The sequence below is a fragment of the Bifidobacterium sp. VU/mBH4 (B4) genome (assembly GCF_058199535.1).
This window is the reverse complement of the sequence record NZ_JBVPQJ010000002.1, coordinates 98,151-121,336: the sequence shown is the minus strand read 5'-3', so window position 1 is coordinate 121,336 and position 23,186 is coordinate 98,151. Positions and strand designations below refer to the sequence as shown.

The 23,186-nt window shown below is 54.6% G+C and carries 18 protein-coding genes and 1 pseudogene; 10 read left to right on the top strand and 9 right to left on the bottom strand.

The window, feature by feature from the left end:
* Positions 1 to 20: 20 nt before the first annotated feature.
* Together AC0AII_RS03695 and AC0AII_RS03690 are read right to left on the bottom strand one after the other, a co-directional pair.
* Positions 21 to 2,546 carry a UvrD-helicase domain-containing protein gene (locus tag AC0AII_RS03695; protein ID WP_490446169.1) on the bottom strand — a complete coding sequence of 842 codons (2,526 nt, stop codon included), beginning with the start codon at positions 2,544 to 2,546 and terminating at the stop codon, positions 21 to 23.
* A 206-nt stretch (positions 2,547 to 2,752) separates the two neighbouring features.
* Positions 2,753 to 3,046: a hypothetical protein gene (locus AC0AII_RS03690; protein ID WP_045924523.1), complete on the bottom strand. Its 294-nt coding sequence runs from the start codon at positions 3,044 to 3,046 to the stop codon at positions 2,753 to 2,755.
* Positions 3,047 to 3,293: 247 nt separating this feature from the next.
* Between AC0AII_RS03690 and AC0AII_RS03685 the strand changes: the two genes are divergently transcribed.
* Positions 3,294 to 3,884 carry a xanthine phosphoribosyltransferase gene (locus AC0AII_RS03685; protein ID WP_490446168.1) on the top strand — a complete coding sequence of 197 codons (591 nt, stop codon included), beginning with the start codon at positions 3,294 to 3,296 and terminating at the stop codon, positions 3,882 to 3,884.
* Between the two features lie 626 nt (positions 3,885 to 4,510).
* On the opposite strand, the gene AC0AII_RS03680 is transcribed toward AC0AII_RS03685, so the two are convergent.
* Positions 4,511 to 6,241, bottom strand: a complete 1,731-nt coding sequence (locus AC0AII_RS03680; protein WP_490446167.1) for an AIPR family protein — start codon at positions 6,239 to 6,241, stop codon at positions 4,511 to 4,513.
* A gap of 1,615 nt (positions 6,242 to 7,856) precedes the next feature.
* On the opposite strand from AC0AII_RS03680, the pseudogene AC0AII_RS03675 reads away from it, so the two are divergent.
* A pseudogene (locus AC0AII_RS03675) lies at positions 7,857 to 8,042 on the top strand (xanthine phosphoribosyltransferase); the annotation flags it as partial.
* Positions 8,043 to 8,081: 39 nt separating this feature from the next.
* Here the strand turns inward: AC0AII_RS03675 and AC0AII_RS03670 are convergent.
* From AC0AII_RS03670 to AC0AII_RS03660, 3 genes are all read right to left on the bottom strand, one after another.
* A complete protein-coding gene (locus AC0AII_RS03670) occupies positions 8,082 to 9,074 on the bottom strand; it encodes a D-2-hydroxyacid dehydrogenase (RefSeq protein ID WP_490446166.1) in 993 nt (330 codons plus the stop codon).
* 57 nt (positions 9,075 to 9,131) lie between these two features.
* The gene (locus tag AC0AII_RS03665) at positions 9,132 to 10,301 is read right to left on the bottom strand and encodes an aminotransferase class I/II-fold pyridoxal phosphate-dependent enzyme (RefSeq protein ID WP_490446165.1); all 1,170 of its coding nucleotides are present in this window, start codon (positions 10,299 to 10,301) and stop codon (positions 9,132 to 9,134) included.
* A gap of 369 nt (positions 10,302 to 10,670) precedes the next feature.
* Complete coding sequence (locus AC0AII_RS03660; protein WP_490446164.1) at positions 10,671 to 11,615, bottom strand: sugar-binding transcriptional regulator; 945 nt, start codon at positions 11,613 to 11,615, stop codon at positions 10,671 to 10,673.
* A gap of 155 nt (positions 11,616 to 11,770) precedes the next feature.
* On the opposite strand from AC0AII_RS03660, the gene deoC reads away from it, so the two are divergent.
* The 7 genes from deoC to AC0AII_RS03625 all read left to right on the top strand — a co-directional run bounded on the left by deoC (position 11,771) and on the right by AC0AII_RS03625 (position 18,477).
* Positions 11,771 to 12,421: a deoxyribose-phosphate aldolase gene (gene deoC / locus AC0AII_RS03655; protein ID WP_490446163.1), complete on the top strand. Its 651-nt coding sequence runs from the start codon at positions 11,771 to 11,773 to the stop codon at positions 12,419 to 12,421.
* 93 nt (positions 12,422 to 12,514) lie between these two features.
* On the top strand, positions 12,515 to 13,861 hold the full coding sequence (fucP, locus tag AC0AII_RS03650; RefSeq protein ID WP_490446162.1) for an L-fucose:H+ symporter permease: 1,347 nt from the start codon (positions 12,515 to 12,517) through the stop codon (positions 13,859 to 13,861).
* A 14-nt stretch (positions 13,862 to 13,875) separates the two neighbouring features.
* Entirely contained in the window at positions 13,876 to 14,892 is a 1,017-nt protein-coding gene (locus tag AC0AII_RS03645; RefSeq protein ID WP_490446161.1) for an aldose 1-epimerase family protein, read from the top strand.
* Between the two features lie 8 nt (positions 14,893 to 14,900).
* Positions 14,901 to 15,827 carry a ribokinase gene (gene rbsK / locus AC0AII_RS03640; RefSeq protein ID WP_490446160.1) on the top strand — a complete coding sequence of 309 codons (927 nt, stop codon included), beginning with the start codon at positions 14,901 to 14,903 and terminating at the stop codon, positions 15,825 to 15,827.
* A 154-nt stretch (positions 15,828 to 15,981) separates the two neighbouring features.
* Positions 15,982 to 16,806, top strand: a complete 825-nt coding sequence (locus AC0AII_RS03635; RefSeq protein ID WP_490446159.1) for an oxidoreductase — start codon at positions 15,982 to 15,984, stop codon at positions 16,804 to 16,806.
* A gap of 350 nt (positions 16,807 to 17,156) precedes the next feature.
* Positions 17,157 to 18,164, top strand: coding sequence for a hypothetical protein (locus AC0AII_RS03630; protein WP_490446158.1), 1,008 nt, complete (start codon positions 17,157 to 17,159; stop codon positions 18,162 to 18,164).
* Entirely contained in the window at positions 18,151 to 18,477 is a 327-nt protein-coding gene (locus tag AC0AII_RS03625) for a hypothetical protein (RefSeq protein WP_463428142.1), read from the top strand. Before AC0AII_RS03630 ends, AC0AII_RS03625 begins: the two co-directional genes overlap by 14 nt.
* A 229-nt stretch (positions 18,478 to 18,706) precedes the next feature.
* Here the strand turns inward: AC0AII_RS03625 and AC0AII_RS03620 are convergent, their stop codons facing one another.
* Complete coding sequence (locus AC0AII_RS03620) at positions 18,707 to 19,735, bottom strand: alpha-L-fucosidase (RefSeq protein ID WP_024627374.1); 1,029 nt, start codon at positions 19,733 to 19,735, stop codon at positions 18,707 to 18,709.
* 47 nt (positions 19,736 to 19,782) lie between these two features.
* Positions 19,783 to 20,982 (bottom strand): MFS transporter, encoded by a 1,200-nt coding sequence (locus AC0AII_RS03615; protein ID WP_490446157.1) that lies wholly within the window; start codon positions 20,980 to 20,982, stop codon positions 19,783 to 19,785.
* A gap of 552 nt (positions 20,983 to 21,534) precedes the next feature.
* On the opposite strand from AC0AII_RS03615, the gene AC0AII_RS03610 reads away from it, so the two are divergent.
* Entirely contained in the window at positions 21,535 to 22,530 is a 996-nt protein-coding gene (locus AC0AII_RS03610; RefSeq protein WP_490446156.1) for a glycosylasparaginase, read from the top strand.
* A gap of 188 nt (positions 22,531 to 22,718) precedes the next feature.
* Here the strand turns inward: AC0AII_RS03610 and AC0AII_RS03605 are convergent, their stop codons facing one another.
* On the bottom strand, positions 22,719 to 22,844 hold the full coding sequence (locus AC0AII_RS03605; RefSeq protein WP_490446155.1) for an antitoxin VbhA family protein: 126 nt from the start codon (positions 22,842 to 22,844) through the stop codon (positions 22,719 to 22,721).
* Between the last annotated feature and the right edge of the window lie 342 nt (positions 22,845 to 23,186).

Sequence of the window (23,186 nt, the reverse complement as noted above, 5' to 3'; positions counted from 1 at the left end):
GTTTTTGGAGTCTCGATCCTTTAGAGCTTTTCGATCGGCGCCAAGCGCAGCATCAGCCTCTTGGTCCCTTCGGAACCGAAGTCTACGGTCAGGACCGAGTTATGCCCCTTGTCCTGAATATCGACTACCTTGCCCAGGCCATACTGGTCATGGGCCACCCTGTCCCCCAGGGAGAAGTCCTGAATGGACAGTCCGTTCGACTTGGGCTGGGCTGAGGCCCTGCCAGCGTGTGGGGTTGACGACGAGCTTGTCGTGCTCCGCCGGGTCGTGACCCTTCCATTTCTGGAGGAGCTACGAGAGCCATATCCTGATGATCCGAACGAGCGCTGTGAGGAGGTCCGCGAGCGCCCGTATCCATTGCGTGCCGAACCAAAGCCGGAGCCGAACCCGCCGAATGAACGATGACCGAATGCGCGACCATCGCTCTCATCCTCGAAGCCGCCGAATTCGTCCTCATCATCACCCAGGTCCCAGCCCGCGCGCATCCGCTCGTTGCCGGCCTGTCGACGCTTCCAGTCGATCAGATCGTCAGGAATGTCATCCAAGAACTGGCTGGGCAGCATCTCGTTGACCTGCCCCCACTGGGAGCGGACGGCCGCCCGGGTCAGGTAGAGACGCCTCTTGGCACGGGTCACGCCCACATAGGCCAGTCGACGCTCCTCCTGCATCTCATCGGTATCCTCAAGGCAGCGAGAGTGCGGGAAAGTTCCCTGCTCCATGCCGGTCAGGAAGACCACCGGATACTCCAGGCCCTTGGCCGTGTGCAGGGTCATCAGCGTCACCTTGCCCGAGTCGTCGCCCAGGCCCGGCAGCTGGTCCGAGTCGGCCACCAGTGCCGTGGTCTCCAGGAAGCCCGCCAGCGTCGCGTCAGGAGTCTTCTGCTCGAACTCGGCGGCCACTGACTGCAGCTGGCCAAGGTTCTCCAGCCGGGAGGCATCCTGCGGGTCGACCGACTTGCGCAGCTCGTCCAGCATGCCGGATTCCTCCAGAACCTTCTCAACAATCTGGGATGGTTTGGTATCGTGCTCTGCGGCAAAGCCGGTCAGGGAGGTGATCAGATCCCTGAAGGCCTTCATCCGCTTGACCATCAGCGTGGAGGCACCGGGCACCTCCTCGATATGCTGCACCCCCTCCCAGAAGGAGACCTGATGCAGATCCGCATAGGAGGTCGCCGCCGCCTCGGCACGTGCGGCCAGACCCCGCTTGGGCACGTTGAGTATCCGCCGCATGTTCACATCGTCCTGGGGATTGGCGATGGCGTGCAGGTAGGCCAAGGCGTCCTTGATCTCCTTGCGCTCATAGAAACGGGTCCCACCCACCAGCTGATAGGGCAGGCCAGCGTTGATGAGCCCCTCCTCCAAGGCGCGGGATTGGGCATTGGCCCGGTACATGATGGCCATGTCGGAGTATGGAATGCCCTCCTCGCTGCGCAACCGGGCAATCTCGGTGGCGATCCAGGCAGCCTCCTGCTGGGCGTTGTCGGCGGCATAGCCCACGATGGGCTCCCCCTTGCCCAGGGCGGTCCAGAGCTTCTTGGGCTTGCGGCCCTCGTTCTTGACGATGATGGCGTTGGCTGCATCCAGAATGGTCTGGGTGGAACGGTAGTTCTGCTCCAGAAGGATGGTCCGGGCTCCGGGGAAGTCCTTCTCGAAGTCCCTGATGTTGCTGATGTCAGCCCCTCGGAAGGCATAGATGGACTGGTCCGAATCGCCCACCACGGTGATCCAGGCCTGATCCTGCTCGCCAGCATCGGCACCGGCCAGCTCACGCATGAGCACGTACTGGGCATGGTTGGTGTCCTGGTACTCGTCCACCAGCACGTAACGGAAACGATGGTGGTAATACTGGGCCACCATCGGGGACTGCTGGAGCAGCTGAACCGTGCGCACGATCAGGTCGTCGAAGTCGACCGCATTGGCCTGAGCCAGCCGGTGCTCGTACTCGGCGTAGATCACGGAGTAGAGCTCTTCCTCGTTACCGAAGCGGGCGGTGATCTGCTGGCCACGCTGCCCGGGCCGGTAGTCGGGGGCGTACTCCTGCAGCTGTGTGCGCCAATCCTGCAGGTTGTTCTTGTAGTCGGAGATGTGGCTCAAAATGTTTCTGGGAGTGTAGCGCTTCAGATCGATGTTGAGATCCTTGCCGATCAGCTTGATCAGACGCTCGGAATCGGCTGTGTCATAGATGGTGAAGCCCGATCGCAGGCCGATCTCCTTGCCGTCCCGCCTCAGAATGCGCACACAAGCCGAGTGGAAGGTGGACACCCACATGCGGTCGGCCACGGGCCCAATCAACCGGCGCAGACGTTCGCGCATCTCGGATGCCGCCTTGTTGGTGAAGGTGATGGCCAGGATCTGGCTGGGCCAGGCGCCGAACTGGCTGAGGATCCAGGCAATCCTGCGGGTCAGCACCCTGGTCTTGCCCGAGCCTGCGCCTGCACCGATCAGCAGGGCCGGCCCCTGGTATTGCACTGCCTCGGCCTGTCGATCGTTGAGCCCCTTGAGCAGCTCCTTGGCGCTGCGCTGGATCAAGTCCGGTTCCTCGTTCACAAGCCACCTCTTGCCATCTGGTCTCGGTCACCGTCTCAGGCCGGATGGCGCACACCCGGCAAACAACTATTTCTACCACAAAGCGGTGTCATCGATCTTGGCTCATGGGTTAGCCAGCAGACGTACCAGCAGACATAAAAGACCCCGTCCGCCTTGAGAATAGGGAAAGCGAACGGGGTTTCGTCGGGGAAGTCGAGATGACCCAGTCAGTTGCGCACTTGGTCCTTGGCGTTGTTGACAGCCTCGGTGGCGCCCTGCTCAGCCTTGGCCTTGCCGACCTTGGCATCGGCCTTGGCCTGGTCCATCTTGTCGGAGGCGGCGTCCTTGGCGTCGCCCATCTTGTCCTGGGCAGCGTCCTTGGCGTCGCCCATCTTATCGGCAACGGCGTCCTTGGCATCGGATGCCTTGTCCATAACCGTGTCCTTTACATCGCCAGCGACATCGGAAATCTTCTCGCCGGCAGACTTCATGGCATCCTTTGCATCATCCAGAATCCCCATATGGTCCTCCTTAGGTCCTTGAACGCACCGCAACGATGCGTGACCATTGTGGTCAATTTTCACTGTAATAGTCAGGACCTTGAATCCGCGCATTGACGGGCTGACACGCCAGGAAGACACTCCAATCCGCTGGAGGTGAAACCTGGCGGACCAGGGCAGCCGGGCCACAGTCCCAGAACCGGGTTATCTTGGTGTCTATCCGTCGGGACCATAGGGGCCCCGCATTCATGACGACAAGGACGATGACATGCAGGAACTTGAGGAGCGAATCCGCCGCCAGGGCACGGTCAAGCCTGGCAATGTACTCAAGGTGGACGCCTTCCTCAACCATCAGTGCGACGTGCGGCTCTTCGACCACATGGGCGCTGAATGGGCCCGCCTGTTCGCCGGTCACCGGATCGACAAGATTCTGACCATCGAGGCATCCGGCATCGGCATCGCCTGCCTGGCTGCCCGCCACTTCGGGGACGTGCCGGTGGTCTTCGCCAAGAAGACCCAGTCCATCAACCTTGACGGCGATCAGTACACGGCCCGCATCTACTCCTTCACCAAGCAGCGGGAGTACCCCGTCATCGTGGCCAAGCGCTTCCTCAAGGAGGGCGAGCATGTGCTGATCCTTGACGACTTCCTGGCCAAGGGCAACGCCCTGCACGGTCTGATCGACATCTGCCACGACGCCAAGGTCGTCATCGAGGGCATCGGCATCGCCGTGGAGAAGGGCTTCCAGGAGGGCGGCCGCACCCTGCGTAAAGAGGGCTACAACCTCAAGTCCCTGGCCATTGTGGAAAGCATGGACCCGGACCAGGGCACCATCACCTTTGCTTCCAATGAGGATTGAAACGCTTCTTCAGCTAGAACCGATCAAAAGCAACCACAGCGTCGGATGAATTAGTCCACCAGACGTTTTAACACTTTTCCAGTTAGTTCACGTGCTACACGATGACATTCCAATGTAATAGCTCACATCAATTTGGCAGATGTACCCCCTTCTGCCAAAAAAATCGAAGAATTGTCTAACTCCATATGTAGAACAAATAGAGTGCTTGGCCAGACTCAGGAGTCCGTTCAAATATTTGGATAATAGTTTTTTGGCTCTGACCCTCTCGGAAATGCTATCTAGACCTTTAATAATGTAAACACCAAGTGAATCTCGAGTCATAAATAGAGAAATCAAATATCTCTAGCATAAAGAGATCTCAACAACTATATCCGTACTCAGCTCAAATAAAAGAAGACATACCCGCTGCTCCTTTTATATAAGTCAGCTAACGCACTGCACAACTAACGCACTGCACAACCATTCAAATAGAGTTACATCACTTCAGAGATATAGCTAAATTTAACCCTTAAACCACTCAGTATCGAAGCTGATTCGTATCTATTGTGCGTTCCCGAGCAGGCCAAGCCAATCAGATCACAATCAATGTCCATCCTTAATATGCTGGTAACTCAATATATAACTGTCTAACCCTGCTTCCTGTTGTCTGCAAACTGTTGAAGTCCCCACTTAGCAGCTGCTCTTTCCCGGAGACTCGAGACGAATGAAGCGTTTTTCGCAGTTTGAGCATTCCCACCGTTTTCCAAATAAACTGATTTCGCCAAATTGACGACTTCTTCAAAATCCTTCGCTTCAGGCTGATGCAAGTTTACAAGGTCATCCGAATCTAAATCCAAAGAACCTGCATCCTTAGCACAATAAAGATATATCGTATGAAATAGTAGGTCGTTTTGTTCCCCTCGAGTCAACCCACAACCTTTAATTAGCTGCTTTATGTCAGCGCTTGTCCGCGCTAACCTATAATACGCCTCCAATGGCATTCGCTCATTGAAAATCTTCGCGTATTTCCTCTCATCGCCGAGTATTTGCGCTGGCCTGGCACGAGCATAATCAGGCTGTCCAAGAAGCGTTGAAATAAGACATTGCCCCAAAAACGAAATAGAGATAATGTCCTTTGCAGGCAAGCCGCTGTTTTTGCCGGTGCTCTTCCGGCGATCATAGTGAAGACCTCGGCTACTGAAATATCGTTCTATTTGTAAGTGTATCGTCTCAAGTGAATGGAGGAATGCAGGGGGAATAGATGTTTGGTTATTCGTTGCCTGTATTATTTTTGCCCTAGTCTCATGGTCACTGGTAGCAATGCACTTAATAAGAACAGTCCTGTTATCAGCGAGGCTCTTTTGCGATTTACAGTACTGAGCAATCTCATTGGACGTCTGAAGCCCATTTACAATTCTGGGATTAGTCAAAGAAATTGAGTTCCCCATATCACGCGCCACTTTATCAGCGACAATCGTGATTCCGTTGTTAAGCCACCAGAAGTCAATATCAGACTTATTTTCGAGTGTTTCATGAATTGCTTTGTTGACATGTACTTTTCCTTGATAATCACGAATATTCGCTTCAAAAAGAGACTTCTTAAGATTATGGTCTTCGTCTGTTATAAACGAAAAATAATCTTCAAGTAGGACAGTCAATATCGCACTTGACTCATCAGGACATAGAGGCTCTTTTGTAGCTTTTAAACTCACCGTTTCATCTGGAGCTTCCTCAATAAACTCAAACAAGTATTTGGCTGGTACAAAATCCACATGAACAGATGTGTTCTTAGAAGGGATGATGGATTCTACGCACTTCTTTAGTTCTTCTGCCTGCTTCAAGAGATTTGGGTGAACTTCCAAAGCTAAAGAAACCGCCCAAAAATTAATTGAAACCTGAAGTCGCTTTTTGATAGTCTGCTCTAAAATAAATCTTATAAGTTTAAATAGATCAATTACCGCCTCGTTGTACCTGTCTTTATCTGGCTCGTCTGTCTCTACAAGATTCGGAAAAGAAACTTTCCAGTTTTGAACAATGGATTCCGAAAAACGAGTTTGATTTTTGGATTGTATAAGATGAATATCGATTCGACTTTTGCTATCAATTGTAATAGATCTAGGATCTTCGCCGTTCACAAGATCATCATTAACGAATATAAATATTCCGTCGTAACCGCCATCGCCCCAACCATCGGTCATACCTCTTGTTACTTCGTCATCATCAAGAAGATACTGAGTCAAAACTTGCTGAGCAACGACACGTTCAAATGCTTCATCAGCGCCCATGTTCTCATCAATCCGAGAACGTTCACTTTCAACGAAGTTACGAATCGTAGCCTGCGTCATATTTAGTTTTCTGGACATTTCCCTTACTTCCATGTATGTAGTCACAAACATTTAATCATGATTAATTATACAAATCCAAGAATCTATCAACAAGTGGCCATCCGTACTGCGTGAACGGATGCTGCTAATACAAAAGCGCTAAGCACCACTATCAAAGTCAAACTTGAAGACAGCACATATAAACAATCGTTCATTGCTGAACCACAGTTACAGAATTCCGCCCAGAAAAGGATACCAATCGTCACGACACTTGCAATGATTTGGCTTGCACACCTAAAGCAAGATGAGCCTTGCAAAAACTACGGGGGGGGGGGGGATGCTCGCTTATATCTGTATGGGAATCCACCGTTACTTCGAAATCTAAGGCCTGTTTTCTTCACAAACGTTCACTTCTACAAATGGATATGTAAAACAGTGTTGCGCCAGCACTTTGTATTTAACTTTACAGAGAATAAGTGAACATTAACAGTGAGTGTTCTAGCGCTCAAAGTTAGTTTCAGCGCTAAATCAGCGGATACTACTCAAAAGACCCAGCATCGCAACAATACGAGAAATAGGTAAAGGTAGTGCTTGGTTATAATCAAGCTGTTTACTTCCCCATAATTCGATAAGCGTATCCCGATAAGCATGCTCCTAAATTACGGCAGACTAACAAATATCGGATTTATGTCTGCAGCAAAAACGTAAATTAACGATCACCATGACTACAAAACACTGTACAAAAGCTTCCGCAGACTCGACGATGGCAACTTTGCTGTAAAACAGTGCAATATCATCTTTAGCTACTTAAAACTGCAAAATACTGCTATGGTTTCCCTCTCTCCCGCACCCAAGTGCCCTCATACCTCATTCTTGATTCTTCGAAGTTTGTCGGATGAATATAAGAGCTGTACGACCGTACAACAACGACTTCGTAGGCAACCGGCTGAGAATCATGAGAACGTCATTACCATAGTTAATAGTATTTAATTGACTTATAAGCATAATAAAGTTGACATCAGCCGAGAAACTGCTCTTCGCCGCTACACATACTTTATCGTTTAAAACAGGAATTACAGAGAACCCTTAAAATCTGATAAGAACGAGTTTCTTCCACTGCTCGATAGAAAAGTAATCCTATAACCGAAAACTCTAGTGCCTACTGTCAACCGCATAAGAACATGTGAGAATCTGATACTATATGACGTAAAAAAGTTGAAGTATACGTTAGAGCGATACCGCACCATTCCTGCTCAATGGTTCTCGTTGGCATGTAGGCGGCATCCAAAACCACACGGTTGCTACCAAGGCTGAGAGTTCCTTCCAGCTGGAGGTGGCGGATAGAAAACGCATCGGCAGGGAAGCCTGAACCAATCAGTTGTCGTCGCATCCTCTGAATTAAGGCACAGAACGATAGTTGAACCCTTGGCGCGCGTTCATCACCCTGAACACCTACGGAGTGGGCATCGGACAGAAGGGACCACCTGGTACTGCTAGATGTCCTTGTCCAGACTGGCCTTGGTCATTTTCTCAAGAACGATGAAATCCACTTCTCTCAGAAGATACAATTGCTCCACAGTAATGTTGCCTATGAAGCGAATGCCAAAGCCAAGACAGGGAAAGGATGACACCAGAAAATCTTGTCAGGCAGACCCAGCTCGATGCTGATGGCCTGTACATGATCATCCATGATGCCAAGGTCGTCATCGAGGGCATCGGCATCGCCGTGCAGAAGGGGTTCCAGGAGGGCGGCCGTACTCTGCGCAAAGAGGGCTACAACCTCAAGTCCCTGGCCATCGTGGAAAGCATGGACCCGGACCAGGGCACCATCACCTTTGCTCAGAATACCGACTGAGCAGGTCGGCGCCCGGTCCGGGTCGCGGAAATAATAGGGTCAGTCCACCTGATGCTCGCTAGTGCCGCCCTCCAGAATGGTCTTCACGTCGTTCAGGGAGATGTTGACCATGGCGGTCACGGCGGCATCGGTGTAGAAGCCGATGTGGGGCGAGACCTCCACATTGGGCATGGCCTTGAGGGTCTCCAGGGCCTGGTTGTCGACCTTGGTCCCGCTCAGGTCCTTTTCGAAGATGCCGGCCTCCCCTTCGATGGTGTCGATGGCGGCACCGGCGATGGACTTGGTCTGCAGGGCCTTGATCAGGGCCGGGGTGTCCACAATGGGGCCGCGGGCCGCGTTGATCAGGAAGGCCGAGGGCTTCATGGCATCCAGGGCCTGTGCGTTGATCAGATGGTGGGTGGTCTCGTCCAGCGGCGTATGAACGGTGACAATGTCGGCCCGCTTCAAAAGCGTGGGCAGATCGACGTAATCCAGGGTGTCTGCCAGCTCGGGGCGGTGAACCGGATCGTTGGCGATGACGGTGGAGCCCAGGGCCCGGAAGATCCTGGCCACGGCCGATCCGATCTTGCCGGCTCCGATGATCCCCACGGTCAGGTTGTGGATCTCATGGGCCTGAAGCCCATCCCAGGTATAGTCGTCCTTGGCCTCGCGAGCGCTGGCCTCCCCCAGATGCCGGACCAGACGCATGACCTGGGCCAGGACCAGTTCGGAGACCGACCGGGGCGAGTAGGCAGGCACGTTGGTCACGACCAGCCCGTTCTCCCGAGCGGCCTGCAGGTTGACGATGTCATACCCGGTGATTCGCAGGGTCAGCTGCTTGAGGCCGTAGTCCTTGAGCCGCTGGTAGAGCTCCGGCTCGGGCAGGGCCGCGTGCTGCTGGATGACGATGCCGTCGTAACCCTTGATCATGTCCACGGTCTTCATCCCCAGATCGTGGTCAGTGGTGTCCACCTGAATGTCATTGGCTTGAGCCCAGGCCTGAATGGCCTCCTGCTCGTCAGGGCGTACTGAATACATGAGAATGCTAGTCATTTTCTAGTCCTTGGTAACTGTCTTCGTTGATGGTTGTAATTTGAATCGTCAGAGATATCAGCTGCGATTTTCACGCATGTAGTCGCCAATCCGCTCCACGGCGGTATGCAGATCCTCCATGGAGGCCGCGTAGGAGATGCGGACGTAGCCCTCGCCCCCTGGCCCGAAGCTTGCTCCGGGAATTACCGCCACCTTGGCCTTTCGAGCCAGGTCGTAGACGAAGCTCCAGCTGTCGCGCATGCCCTCGGGCAGCCGGGCGAAGATATAGAAGGCACCCTTGGGATCGATCACATCCAGACCGACCTCGGGCAGGGCCTTGACCAGATAGTCCCGCCGCTTGCGGTAGGCCTCGCGCATCGGATCCGTGTCGTTCATGCCCTTGGTCAACGCCTCCTGGGCTGCATACTGGGCGTTGGTGGTTACCGAAGTGATGGTGAACTCGTTGACCTTGCTGATCTGGTCAATGACGTCGGCGGGGCCAGCGGCGATGCCGACCCGCCATCCAGTCATGGCATGGGATTTCGAGACCCCGCCAAGCACGACTGTCTGCTCGGGCAGGATGGTGCCCATGGACACATGGGTACCCTGGTAGGTCAACTCGGCGTAGATCTCATCGCTGAGCACAAAGAAGCCGTGCTTGCGCGCCACCTGGGCCAGAGCCTCCAGATCCTCTCGGGCATAGGTTACCCCGGTGGGATTGGTCGGATAGTTGAGCACCAGGGCCTTGACCGGACCATCACTGTTTTCGATGGCGGCCTCCAGCTTGTCCGGCTTAAGAATGAAGCCGTCATCAGAGGTGTCGACAAAGACGGTCCTGGCACCGCTCAGCTGGGCAATGGGGATGTAGAGCGGAAAGATGGGCGTAGGTAGGATGACCGTGTCCCCCGGGTTGATCATGGCGGTCAGGCCCGAGAAGATGCCCCCGGTGGCTCCGGCTGTAATTACTATTTGCGTGTCAGGGTCGTAGTCCAGCCCGTACTTGGCCTGAAGATAGTCGGCCGCCGCCTTGCGAAGGCTGGGCATACCGCGACTCTCAGTGTAATGACTGCGGTTGTCCTGGATGGCCTGAATGCCCGCCTGCTTGACGTGCTCAGGAGTAAAGAAGTCCGGCTCCCCCAGGGTCAACTTCACGATGCCGTCTATTCCGGCAATCTCCTTGTTGAACTCAAGAATGTCGCTCGGCGCCAGAGCTTTGACCCTGGCATTCATATGATCCGCCAATGTCATTGGCTTGTCCTTTCCCATGCGGTTACTACAACCATTGTCGCTGGTGCTGCCCTACCGACTATGCGGTGACGATGCACGGGAAATGCTGTCGACGACTGCAGGGCCGGTGGGTTCCGATCCATGCAACCGTTCCTACAAGGCACGCGGCGTCACAGATCGAATCCGTGCCACCAATAGGTAAATCGTCTGCCCTGCATGCTGAAACCTCCTGCGGAATCTACAATCAGCATTAGCAATTAGCGTACAGCGAAGTTTCAGCAATCCAAAAAGGCGACCATTATTTGACCAAGCCATTGCGTGATTATGGACGCGATAGGCATCTGAAGAGCCACACCAGACGGCGTAATCCCCTTAATTGCAGAGACCCGCTCATTCCTCAAGCAGACGCATGGCAGCCTGCGAATCCGTAATCAGCACGTTGGCATAGCCGCCCAGAAGTGCCGCCCGCATGGATGCTATCTTGGAAGGCCCTCCCGCCACCAGTATTGAGCATGGCTTCTTGCGCAACCGATCAAGCTGTATCCCCACCGTTCTTGCGTCAATGCCGTCATCCGCGATGGAGCCGTCAGCAGCGATGAATCGTGAAAGCACATCGCCGACAGCCTTGTGCTGCAGCATGGTGATCTCTCTGCGGGAGAGGTATCCCAGTTTGAAAAGCATGGCATCGTCACGAACGGTTCCGCAGGTGAACACGGCGATATCGGTCCGTTCCCCCTGACGAACAATCTCGTCTATGAAACGATCCTTGAGCACAATGTCCCGAGTCAAGGCATTGTCGAAAATGACCGGCAAGGGCAGCACAGTAGTGGTGGTGCCGAAGGCCATGCCGAATTTCAGGGCGATATCCGCGGCATAGTTGTTGAAATCGGACGCGGAGACACTCCCCTTCAGCTGCACCACCGATACATCCTTGTGCTCATTGGGCCGCAGGTGATCGGCTACAGCCTTGAGGGTTCTCCCCCAACTGATGCCCAGCCGGTCGTGATCGCCGACGATCTCAGCCAGGTAATCTGCTGTAACAGCACCCAGTTTGTCCCTGATGGCATCTTCATCACCGGTCGAGTCATAGGCCAGCCTGACCTCGCGCAGGCCGAAGGCCACCTTGAGCCTTCTTGCCAGGGACTCCAAATCAGCCTGAGGATCAGTTATGAGCACGCGGACCAGCCCCTGCTGCCTGGCGAATGCCAGAAGACGCGAAACCGTGGGACGGGAAACGTTCAGTCTGCGGGCGATGGCGCTCTGGCCTAAGCCCTCCTCGTAATACCAATGGCAGACTGTGACAGCTTGATTCCTGTGCTGTTCATCGTCGATCATGAACCCTTCCCTTCTTACAGTCGTGTGGAACCAGCATGCAAAAGAGCTTCACGGCCTGCCGGCGATTGAGCATCCTTTTTTGAACATATGTTCATCTCAGCATTTTACTTCCGTGCATTCACTGTTACAGTGAGGCCCACAAGGAGGTAACAACCATGCAGATCAACCGCCTCATCGATCACACACTGCTCAAGCCGGACGCAACGCTGGCGCAGATCGACCAGGTCATCGACGAAGCTTTGGACAACCATTTCTATTCGGTCATGGTCAATCCCTACTGGGTTGCCCACGTCCATGAGCAGGTCAAGGGGTCGGATGTCCTGACTGCCTGCGTCATCGGCTTCCCCTTGGGCGCCAACACCACGGCCAGCAAGGTCGCCGAAAGCCGGGAAGCCATCGAGAACGGAGCCGATGAGCTGGATATGGTGATCAACATCGGCGAAATGGCAGGTGGCCGGGAAGACGTGGTCGCCGAGGACATTCGTGCGGTCGTCGAAACCGTCCACCAGGCAGGAAAAGTAGTCAAGGTCATCATCGAGACTGCCCTGCTCAGCGATGAGCAGATCGCGCGGGCCAGCACGCTGGTGGCCGACGCAGGCGCCGACTTCGTCAAAACATCCACCGGATTCGCCAGCCGTGGCGCCAGTGTGCACGACATCGAAATCATTAAAGAAGCAGTCAAGGGAAGAATCCACATCAAGGCCGCCGGCGGCATTCACACCCGGCAGGAGGCCGAGGCTCTGATCAAGGCAGGCGCCGAAAGATTGGGCACCAGCTCCAGCATGGCCATCATCGGCAAGGCCTGACTTCGGCATCCGGGGGCCAGCCCCCGGGCCGACTCTTATATTTTCGGCGGACACAACGCAGCGGCCGCCGAATGCAAACCCAAGGAGGGGTTCATGCAATCGCCAACCTTTCATCTGTTCAAACTGCACGCACAGGAATTGAATGATGGATACCTGGACAGGACGCCCATGCTCCAGTACATCCTGCTCTCCTGTCTATTCCCCCTTTGGGGAGCAGCCGCCAGCCTCAATGACATACTCATAACACAGTTCAAAACCATCTTCACGCTGTCCAATGTTGCCAGCGCCTTTGTGCAGACGGCCTTCTATCTTGGCTACTTTCTGATTGCCATACCGGCTTCGCTCATCATCAAGAAAACCTCATACAAGGTCGCCATCATGATCGGCCTTTCGTTGTACACCATCGGATGCTCGATCTTCTTCCCCGCCTCGCGCATGGCCACCTACGGATTCTTCCTGATCGCCCTGTTCGCCTTGGCCTGCGGATTGAGCTTCCTGGAGACCTCGGCCAACACCTACAGCTCACTAATGGGCCCGAAGAAGTTTTCCACCCTGCGGCTGAACATCTCTGAAACTTTTTACCCGTTGGGTGCCATAGCCGGCATACTGCTGGGTAAATATCTGATCTTCGGTGCCGGCCAAAGCCTGGAAAGGCAGATGAAGGGACTTCACGGACAGGCCCGCATCGCCTTCGGCGAGCGCGCCCTTCAGCATACGCTGCTGCCTTACAAATACATCATCTTCGTCCTCTTGGTCGCCCTGGTGCTTTTCGCACTGACGCAATTCCCCTCAGGCAAGCCCAAGGTGGATCCAACCAAACAGCAGCCTCAGGCGCGCATCGGTGAGACACTGATTTATCTCGCGCATAATCGCCGCTTCCTTTGGGGCATTTTCACCGAGTTCATGTATGTGGGCATGCAGACGGCCGTGTGGTCCTTCACCATCAGGTTGGCCATGGAGCTCAATTCCTCGATCAACGAGCGCTCGGCATCGACCTTCATGGTCTACAGCTATGCGGCCTTCTTCATAGGCAAGGTGATCGCCAACTTCATGATGAAGTCCATGCACCCCTCCCGGGTCCTGCAGTGGTTCTCGGCATTCGGATTGGCTGCCCTGGTCTACATCCTCCTGGTGCGCAACATGAGCGCCGTCTATGCGGCCATCATCGTCTCGGGCCTGTTCGGACCCTGCTGGGCCACCATCTACTCCCAGACTTTGGATACGGTGACCGACAAACGCCACACGGAAACAGCGGGAGCCATCATCGTCATGTCCATCGTGGGCGGGGCCTTCATCCCCGTAGCGCAGGGATTCGTCGCGGACATTTCGAACATGTCCCTGTCCTTCCTCGTCGATGTGGTTTGCTTCGCGGTCGTCTGCGTCTATTCCACAGCAAAGATGCGCGCTTTCAAGGCTGAAGGCGCTGAGAAAAACCAATGAAAGGAAAACCAATCATGCAACAACTTCACCTCAATCATGACATGTTCGGCCCGGCCGAATTCACCCTCTATCAGGACAATGATTTCAAAGCCGTCACCTTCACCTACCCGTCAGGAGTTGAAGCGGTCCGCATGGAGAACTCGCGCGGCCAGCTCACCGTCCTGCCTTACATGGGCCTGATCATCTGGGATGCGGTCTTCGACTCGATCAGCATGAAGATGAAGGACATGTTCTCGCAACCCCTGCCCGGCACCGCCATAGCTGATACCTACGGTTGCTTCCAGTTCACGTCAGGGCTCCTCGGCGGCGGAACACCGGCCCCGGAAGACGACTACCAACTCCACGGCGAGGCCCCGACCAGCCGCATGGACAGTGCCTGGCTGGAATTCGGAGATGGGACCATGTCAATACATGGGCAATTTGAATATGTCAAAGGGTTCGGCGACCACTACCTGAGCCGGCCAGCCGTAACCCTGCACGCTGATTCCGGACTCTTCGATATCGGCCTGGAGGTCACCAACCTCTCCAACTACCAGACCATGCCTCTGCAGTACATGTGCCATATGAACTATGCTTACGTGCATGATGGGCATATGGAGCAGAACGTGCCTGACGAGGCTTTCCGTCTGCGCCAGACCGTTCCCGCCCACGTCCATCCCACCCCGCAATGGCTGGCCTACAACGAAGAGCTCAAGGCCAGCGGTGATCTGATCAACGACCTGAACGACGAGAGCCACTACGATCCTGAGATCGTCTTCTTCTCCCAGAACCTGACCAAGTTTACGGATGTGGCCGAGTTCCGGCTCCATCTGAATGCCGAACACAACTTCCTGACACGGTTCAGCACGGAGCAATTCCCCATCGTCACCCGCTGGATCCTGTACAACGCCGATCAACAGGTGGCGGCCTTCGCTTTGCCCGGCACCAGCACGCCCGAGGGCCGCGCCGCCGCTGAGAAGGCAGGGACCCTGATCCACCTGAAGCCCCAGGAAACACGCTCATTCCTGGTAACCACCGGCCTGGAAAGGTAAAGAACATTATGGCTGACATCACCGTCATCGGCTCCAATATGTATGAGCTGACCACCTTTGTCGATCGCATGCCGGTGGAAGGAGAGACCGTCGAAGCTCCTGAATTCGAGATGGGATTCGGCGGCAAGGGGGCCAACCAGGCCATCGCCGCCGCCCGTCTGGGTTCACAGGTCAACTTCATCACCATGGTCGGCAGGGACGAATTCGGCAGACAGCAGCTGGAGAACTACCGCAGCAACGGCATCAGCTCTGATGGAATCGGCATCGCCGATGGAAGCAGCGGCGTGGCGCCGATCTTTGTGGACACCAGCGGCGACAATCGGATCCTGATCGTCAAAGGCGCCAACAAACAGCTCACACCTGCCGCCTTGGACGATAAAAAAGACCTGATCGAGGGGTCGAAACTGGTCGTTCTCCAACAGGAGATCGCCTTGGAGACCAACTATCATGCCATCGAACTGGCAGAGGAGTACGGCGTGCCTGTCCTGCTGAATCCTGCGCCAGCCAATGATGATCTGAACATCGACTACGTTTCCAGGGTGGCCTTCTTCGCGCCGAATGAGACCGAGCTGGCCACGCTCACCGGAATGCCCACAGGGACATTGGACGAGATCAAGGCCGCAGCACGGAACTTGGTAAGGCGCGGAGTAGGCAACCTGATTGTCACCATGGGCGGCAAGGGCGCCCTATGGGTCAGCGCCGACCAGGAGCTGCTGGTGCCTGCAGTCACGGTTGAAGCCGTGGATACCACTGGCGCCGGAGATGCTTTCATCGGCTCGTTCGCCCACTACTACACGCAGGGCGAGGATGTGCCAACCGCTCTGGGGCACGCCAACAGATACGCTGCAATCAGCGTCACGCGCCGTGGCACCCAGAAGGCTTATCCAACAGCTGCCGAGCTGAACGACCTCCTGCTGGAAAGGGTGCAGGCATAAGGTATTCGCTATGGTCGCATTGCCAGGCGTGGACGGGTAGACCGCCCTCGTCTGGCTTTTTTATGTCCTTGCAACGAAATGCTGTCATATACTGTGCCTCAAAGACAGGCAAGAGACAGGATTCCTGTAAGTGTTGGTCAAAAGGGGTGAGAAAATGACCAATCGAGTGGCGCTGGTCACTGGAGCCACCAGCGGCATAGGGTATGAAACCGCTCGAATGCTCGCCGATCATGGATACAAGGTATATGCTGCAGGACGACGAGTCGAACGATTGAAGCCACTGGCCGACAAGGGGGTGACGGCCGTGCAGATGGACCTGACCGATTCCGCCTCCATCGAGAAGGCCGTCGCACGAATTCTGCAGAAGGAGAAGCGGGTCGACCTGCTGGTCAACAACGCCGGCTACGGCTCCTATGGCCCGGTCGAGCAGGTCTCCATTGACGAGGTCCGTCGACAATTCGAGGTCAACCTCTTCGGCCTCGCCCGATTGACCCAGCTGGTGCTGCCCGCCATGCGCCGAGCCGGACGCGGCCGGATCGTCAACACCTCATCCATGGCTGGCCGGATGGTCACCTATATGGGTGCCTGGTACCATGCCACCAAGTACGCCCTAGAGGCCTTCAGCGACGCTTTACGCATGGAAGCCCGCCCCTTCGGCATCGACGTGGTCCTGATCGAGCCCGGAGCCGTCGCCACCAACTGGGGCGCAATCGCCGCCGACCATCTTCAGAAGGTCACCCGCAAGAGTGCCTATCGAAAGTCAGGGTTCCAAGCTGCTGCTGGATTGCGCAAGCTTTACTCCAGCAGGCATTTGACCCGACCATCAACCATTGCCAAGGCCATCGTCCGTGCTTCGACTGTACGCCATCCCCGTCCACGCTACCTTCTGGGCTTTGGAGCCAAACCTCTGGTCGCCCTTCATGCCCTGCTCCCCACCCGTGCCTGGGACTACCTGATGGTCCATGCCAAGAACCTGTAAACGCTAAAACTACGCACCAGAGCAGTGTCTTCATTGAAACCAGATACGTGCATGAAGCTTAAGCTCCCCGAAGTCAAATACTGTCCCAGCTATTGTGAAATACCAACAGTCTCATATACCTCGATTTCCTTGCCAAGGCTGGTATTGACCAGGAGAGCCATGTGATCGACGCTGGGCTGGGGCATTGCAAGTACCTTGCCCCGCCTATTCATTGATATTTGGTTGAGTTTCTGACTACCCACGAACAAAGCAATTGCTGTAAGCGCCTTTGAGTATCGGACAGTTATAATCTAATTAATTATCGTCATGTATTAGCGTGCAGCCAGCATGTCCTTCGATAGGGGGTTTCATTGAAGCCTGAAGAATCTGAGCTCAACGCCGATCCGGACTCGCCTTTGGCATTTTTCCTGAACGGAATAAGGAATGGCGTCAATAAAAGCAATGCCGCCATTAAAGACATAGTTCATGCACTGGAACGCGAATCCTCCGGATTCGCCTTGGCATATAAGGCCAGGAATAGTGATTTTCGCCTGGTGGTAGATGCTCCAAAAAATACGCTCGACGCCATCGCTAATGGTGACATCAAGCTGACTGCCGATAGAACAGGCAATACCTTTGCCCAACTTTTGGATCCTAACGGGCGATATGGAAGGAAACTGCCCATCAAGCGCGAGGATTTCAGCGGGGGAATTGATCCCGTTCAAGCGGCGAACGCCATACAACTCAGGGCAATCCAAGGTCAGCTTGAAGACATCGCCCATCAGATTGCAGTCATAGATGTGCGCGTGCAGGAAGTCCTCGAGGGGCAGCAGAGCGATAGGCTCGGCCTCCTGCAGAGCGGCATGCGCCTTTATCTGCAGGCCCGTGAAGTTGATGACGACTCTCTGAGAAAGCTCCTTGTGTCTCAGTCCTTACGCGCTCTATCGGACGCAGAGGCCCAGCTCGAGCTGAAGATGGAGTCTGACGTGAAATATCTCGCTAATGGCGACTATGAGCATGAAAAAGGCAAACGCACAAAACTCATCGATGAAAGAATGGACAGCATCAACAGTTGCTTTCCTGCCATACACCAGGCGTCGATTGCCAAAGCAGCCATTTTTTGCGAGCAAGGAGAGCCCAAGGCCATGGCGAAATCCCTGGAAACATATTCACACTTCATAAAGACGACTGTGGGAGACAATGCGGGCCTTCTAGCGGAATGCGATCGCTCTGATACAGGAACAGAACAGGGAATTTGGCGATCTCGAGCCGCACTTCAACTTGATGTTTCCAATCTAAGCGAGGCCCTAGCATTACCTGAGAAGCACCTGTACCTTAAGGTATCTGATGAAAAGGATGAGAGCCATGAAGAGCGTTAGAGGCTGCACCAACCAGGAATGCGACTCTTACAAAAAGAACGACAAATATAAAAAAGACTATGATTACTGCCCAAAGTGCGGCTCAAAACTGATGGCCGTATGCAGATCCCGTGGATGCCACACTTTCATCGATAACCCGGATGGCATTTACTGCGCTCGCTGTTTAGCAAAAAGGAAAGACAGCGCAGATCATGCGAAGAAAAACATAAGCACCATCGGCGGAGGCTTGTTGGCAGCAGGTGGTCTCGTCGCAAAAAACGGTAGGACAATCACCTCTGTTGTAGCGAAAGCAATTAAATTCCTTCCAAAATAAAGGTTCGCGCAAACACGGTATTCATCAAACATCAGCTTTCACAGTTGTCAAAGTACCGCTATACGTATGATTGAACTTATAGGCTCCATAGACCCCCAAACACAGAAGTCCGATTGTGTGAAGTCGCCAGACTGTGAAGCTCAACAAGCAGCCAGCAAAGAGCCTTGTCGGATTGGAATGGCATCCTTCCGACAAGACCCTCTGGCTGATTCACAGAATTCAGTTTTCTTTAGGCCTCCAGAGCTCGCGCTCCCAGGAGTGCCTGCTCGGCCGCCATAGGGACGCGTCCCAATCCATCCAGACCGACATTGAGCAGGTAGTTGATGCCGTACTTGTTCAGATGGGCCTTGTAGTCGTGAATGGTCTGCGGGCTCTTCCAATTTTGGTCATGGTAGGAGAATCCCCAGGAATCGTTGATGGTCCCGGCGGTCTCGTAGAGGCCAAGCTTTGAGGGCTTGAACCCTTCGATCGAGTTGTAGTCAACATTGCCGTCCGAGGCGGCCTTGTCGCTGGCGTCCGAATCTTCGGGAATCTCGTTGTCCCCTAGAGAGACGTAGTCGTAGCGGCCGTTGCCCAGCCTGGAATTGATCAGGCAGTCAGGCTGCAGGCGCTTGACCGTATCGTAAATGGTCTGGCTCTGCTCGTCGCTGAGGGTCATGGGAACATCAAACCAGGCAACCGATATCTCCCCATAGTTGCTCATGATCTCTTCGATCTGCGGCATGATCTTGTGCTCGAATGCCCGGTCGTAGTTCTTCTCCCCTGTGAAGTCCCAGCTGTTGTCCCAGGTGGTGCCCGCCGTCTCGATATCGTTCGAGAGGTATCCGCCGCCATCCGGTTCATGCCAGTCCAGATCCTGCGAATAGTAGAGACCAAATCGCAGACCAGCCTTGCGGCAGGCCAGGGACAGCTCGCCGATCACATCCCTATGGAACGGCGTCGCGTCATAGACGTTGTAGGGATCCACCAGCGACCGGTACATGGCGAAGCCGTCATGATGCTTTGTAGTGACGACCAGGTACTGCATGCCGCAGCGCTTGGCCAGGTCGACTATGGCATCAGCGTCAAAATAAATCGGGTTGAAGGCCTGGGTCAGGCGTTCGTACTCCTTGTTGGGGATCTGGAGCTTGGATTGGATCCATTCCGCATAGTTGCTCGACGACTTCCCCTGGTACTCTCCTCCCAGGAGTGAATAGAGACCCCAGTGGATCATCATGCCGTACTTGGCCTGCTTGAACCATTCCACGGTATCGCTCATTATTTACCTCTGTTTCTGTTGATTGACACGAATCGCAATGACCGGCCTCAGATGGTCAGCTTGTCCTTCTTGACGACGAAGGCATCGTAAAGGGCCAGAATCACGTAGCAGATGCCTGCACACATGATCATGAAACCTGGGTCTTTATTGCCAATCACCCCGCCCAGGGCCTGGAAGAAGTAGGGAGCCACCAGGGAGCCGACGTTGATGCCGATAAGGATGATCGAAGTGGTCAGGTTCATGGAGCCCTTGGGCGAATAGGCCACCATGCGGGCTGTCAGAGCCGGATTGATGATGCCATTGCAGAACCCTGCCACCAGGACCAGAACCAGCAAGATCGGAATGGAGTTGGTGAAGGGCATGGCGATCATGACCACTGCCGTCAAAACCTCGAAGATGAAGACGGTGTATCGTCCGCACCACTTGGCGAGCTGTTCGAAAGCGATGCCGGAGATGATCGAGCAGAGTACCAGGAAGCCGAAGATCCTGGTGGCATCAGCTGCAGAGCCTATGTGTGAATCGACCATATGGCTGGCCAGCTTCAGGGAGATGGCCGAATAGAAAAGGCAGACGAAGAGGAAGAGAATGGCCAGCTGGATAACGCCGCCGTTGGTGGACGGCTTGATGGAGGTGTCCTCCTCAACCTCCTTGCCATCCTCCACGATGACTCGGTCAAGCCGCTTGGGGACGAAAAGGGAGACGAGGACAATTGGCACGATCAGGAAGAGGAATACCAGATAGGTGGCATGCCAGGAGATGTTGATCAGGAACCCTGCAATGAAGAGCATGATCGAATCGCCGATGGCTCCGACGGAGTTCCTCCAACCCAGAAGCCTGTTCCTGATTTTCTCAGGGAAGACATCGGTGATGTAGGAGACGCTCAGCGGGGTGAAGATACCCATGCCCACGCCGAACATGGCTCGCGACAGGAATATGGCCGGATAATTGTAGAAGAATGCTGGAATGACGCCAAAGACCAAGGAGACTATCAACCCCAGAAGGACCGTGTACTTCTTGCCCAGCTTATTGGATATGAGGCCGCTGACCAAGGTCCCCAGCAGGACGCCACCTGTGGGGATGACGACCAGCAGCTCGACGTTGGCCTCCGAGATGTTGGAAAAGTACTGCTTCATCAACGGGATAGTCCCTGAGACGGCATTGGAAACCGACATCAGGAACGATATGGACAAGATGCCCAGCATCAAAATCGGTGAACTGGTGTTCACCTGTTGCTCTTTCGACTCCATGAAAGTCCCTTCCTCGGAACTGTCATCGCATGCCCTTCGCGATGGCGAGCGATTGATTCACTCATGTACTGCAAACAACTCAATTCCATGGACCATCTTGGTCCCAAACTATTTCAAGAGATAATAGTTTGTTAATAGTATATATCAAATTGGAAACTGTACATGCCGAAGGTGTTGCGTCACGCCGAATCAACCGGATCTGTCATCCAGCGATCACCAAACAAATTGTTGGATCTCGGCCTTTTGAATCAGCCTTAAGGCATGTACCAAAAGCTGATGCTGATAAAGCAATAGGAGCGCTGGCAAGACATTCCGAAACAAAAGTATCTTTATTAATTATCATTGACGGAAGAGATAAGGCAGAGGACATCGTTGCTGTCTGCATGCGGGCGAGGTAAGCCCGCTACTGACGGCTGTCCCCTCAGGAGCGTGGTCCATCAGCTCGATCATTCATCGACCGGCTGAGGTTTCGCCTGCTCTTCTGCTTAAAAACAGTTTCTGTGATCCACCCAAGAGCAGTCAACGACCGCACCGATAGAAAGAACCAAGGAAATGAGTGATTCATCCTCACAGATAGTCAGCCACGATCAGTCCACCTGGGCCTCTATTGCTACATGGCGGATGGCCTATGAAGGGATGGTCAAGTCAAATTCCGGTCTTGAAGAGGATGGCCATGCGGGCGATGCTGTCGAGACACTGATCCGAGAGGTTGAGGCCAACCCCGATTACACCTCCGTCGGTTATGGTGCTTTGCCCAACCGGGAAGGTGAGATGGAGATGGACGCCGCCTTCATGGACGGGAACAGCATGGCAATGGGCGCTGTGGCCGGCATCCAGCATGTACTCCATCCCATATCTGTGGCCAGGCAGCTGAGTCGACGCCATACCAGCAGCTTTCTGGTCGGGCAGGGGGCGACTCGTTACGCCCAGGTCAGCGGGTTTGAAATGTGCAATATGCTGACGGACAGGGCCAGAAAGCGTTGGGAGCTGGCAGCCGCCAAGACCACAACACCGGAGTCTGCCGGCCCCTATCGAGGGCACGACACAGTCGGGACCATCTCCTTGGATGCGCACGGTTCGATGGCTGCCGGCACATCAACATCGGGGCTCTTCATGAAGGAACCTGGCAGAGTAGGCGATTCTCCCCTACCCGGCTCGGGCTTTTATGTGGACAGCACCATCGGAGGGGCGGCCGCCACCGGGCTGGGAGAAGACATCATGAAAGGATGCCTCTCCTACCGGATCGTCGCCCTGATGGGAAGCGGCTTGAGCCCGCAGGAAGCCTGTGATTCCGCAGTCTACAGATTTGACGATCTCCTGAGGAACCGCTACGGCAAGGTAGGCGAGATCTCCATGATCGCTCTCAACAAGAGAGGTGAATGGGGGGTCGCCACCAACGTGGAATTCACCTTCTGTACAGCCAGAAAGGGCGAGCCGATACGCATACTCATGGCCAATCCGGATGGCAAAGGCGGAACACGAATCGAACCAGTGACTAAGGAATGGCTGCAGGAATACGAACGCTCATTGAAGGCGCCAATCAAATGACCCAATTATCAATGTGTAATAACAGGCTGTGTGTTATGAGTTGGTGGACATTGGTTGTGCTGCAGTGATGGTCAGGTTTGCACCGAGTTCTCGTATAGCACTAAGCACAGTACGGAAAGAGGGGTTGATATCAGCCTGCAGGGAACGGTAAACACCTTCTACTCACACTGGCTCTGCGCGCGAGGCGCTCATCTGATATATTCTTCGGCATCGGCAAAGATGGCGTCGGTGACACTGCCGCCTTCCAGATACGCCGAATGCAGACCGTCTTCGATGGCTGATCGCCTGCGAACTTTTTCTTGTTGGTTTATCATTCGGTTTCGTCTTCCTTGAAGTTCCCGGGCAGGATGGCGCATGCCTGCTCGATGGTGTCGGCACCGGTCATCTCCATCAACTCTTTAGGGCGTGTGCTCGCGCTGCGGCACCGGTGAGTGTTACGGCCTCCCGTGCATTCCACAGAAACTGTTCCTCGACGGGGCCGAGCACCCGTTCACTGAGCCGACGCAACTCCCGCTGCCCTTGGCCATGTCGCGTTCATAGCTACTCTCATTCGCTGGTTGTTTCGCCTCTTTCTGATGAAGCCACCACCGCCAGAACGGTTCACGCCTGGAGGACTGTTCACGAAGCGCCACAACCTTCTCCCGTTCGGAGAGCAA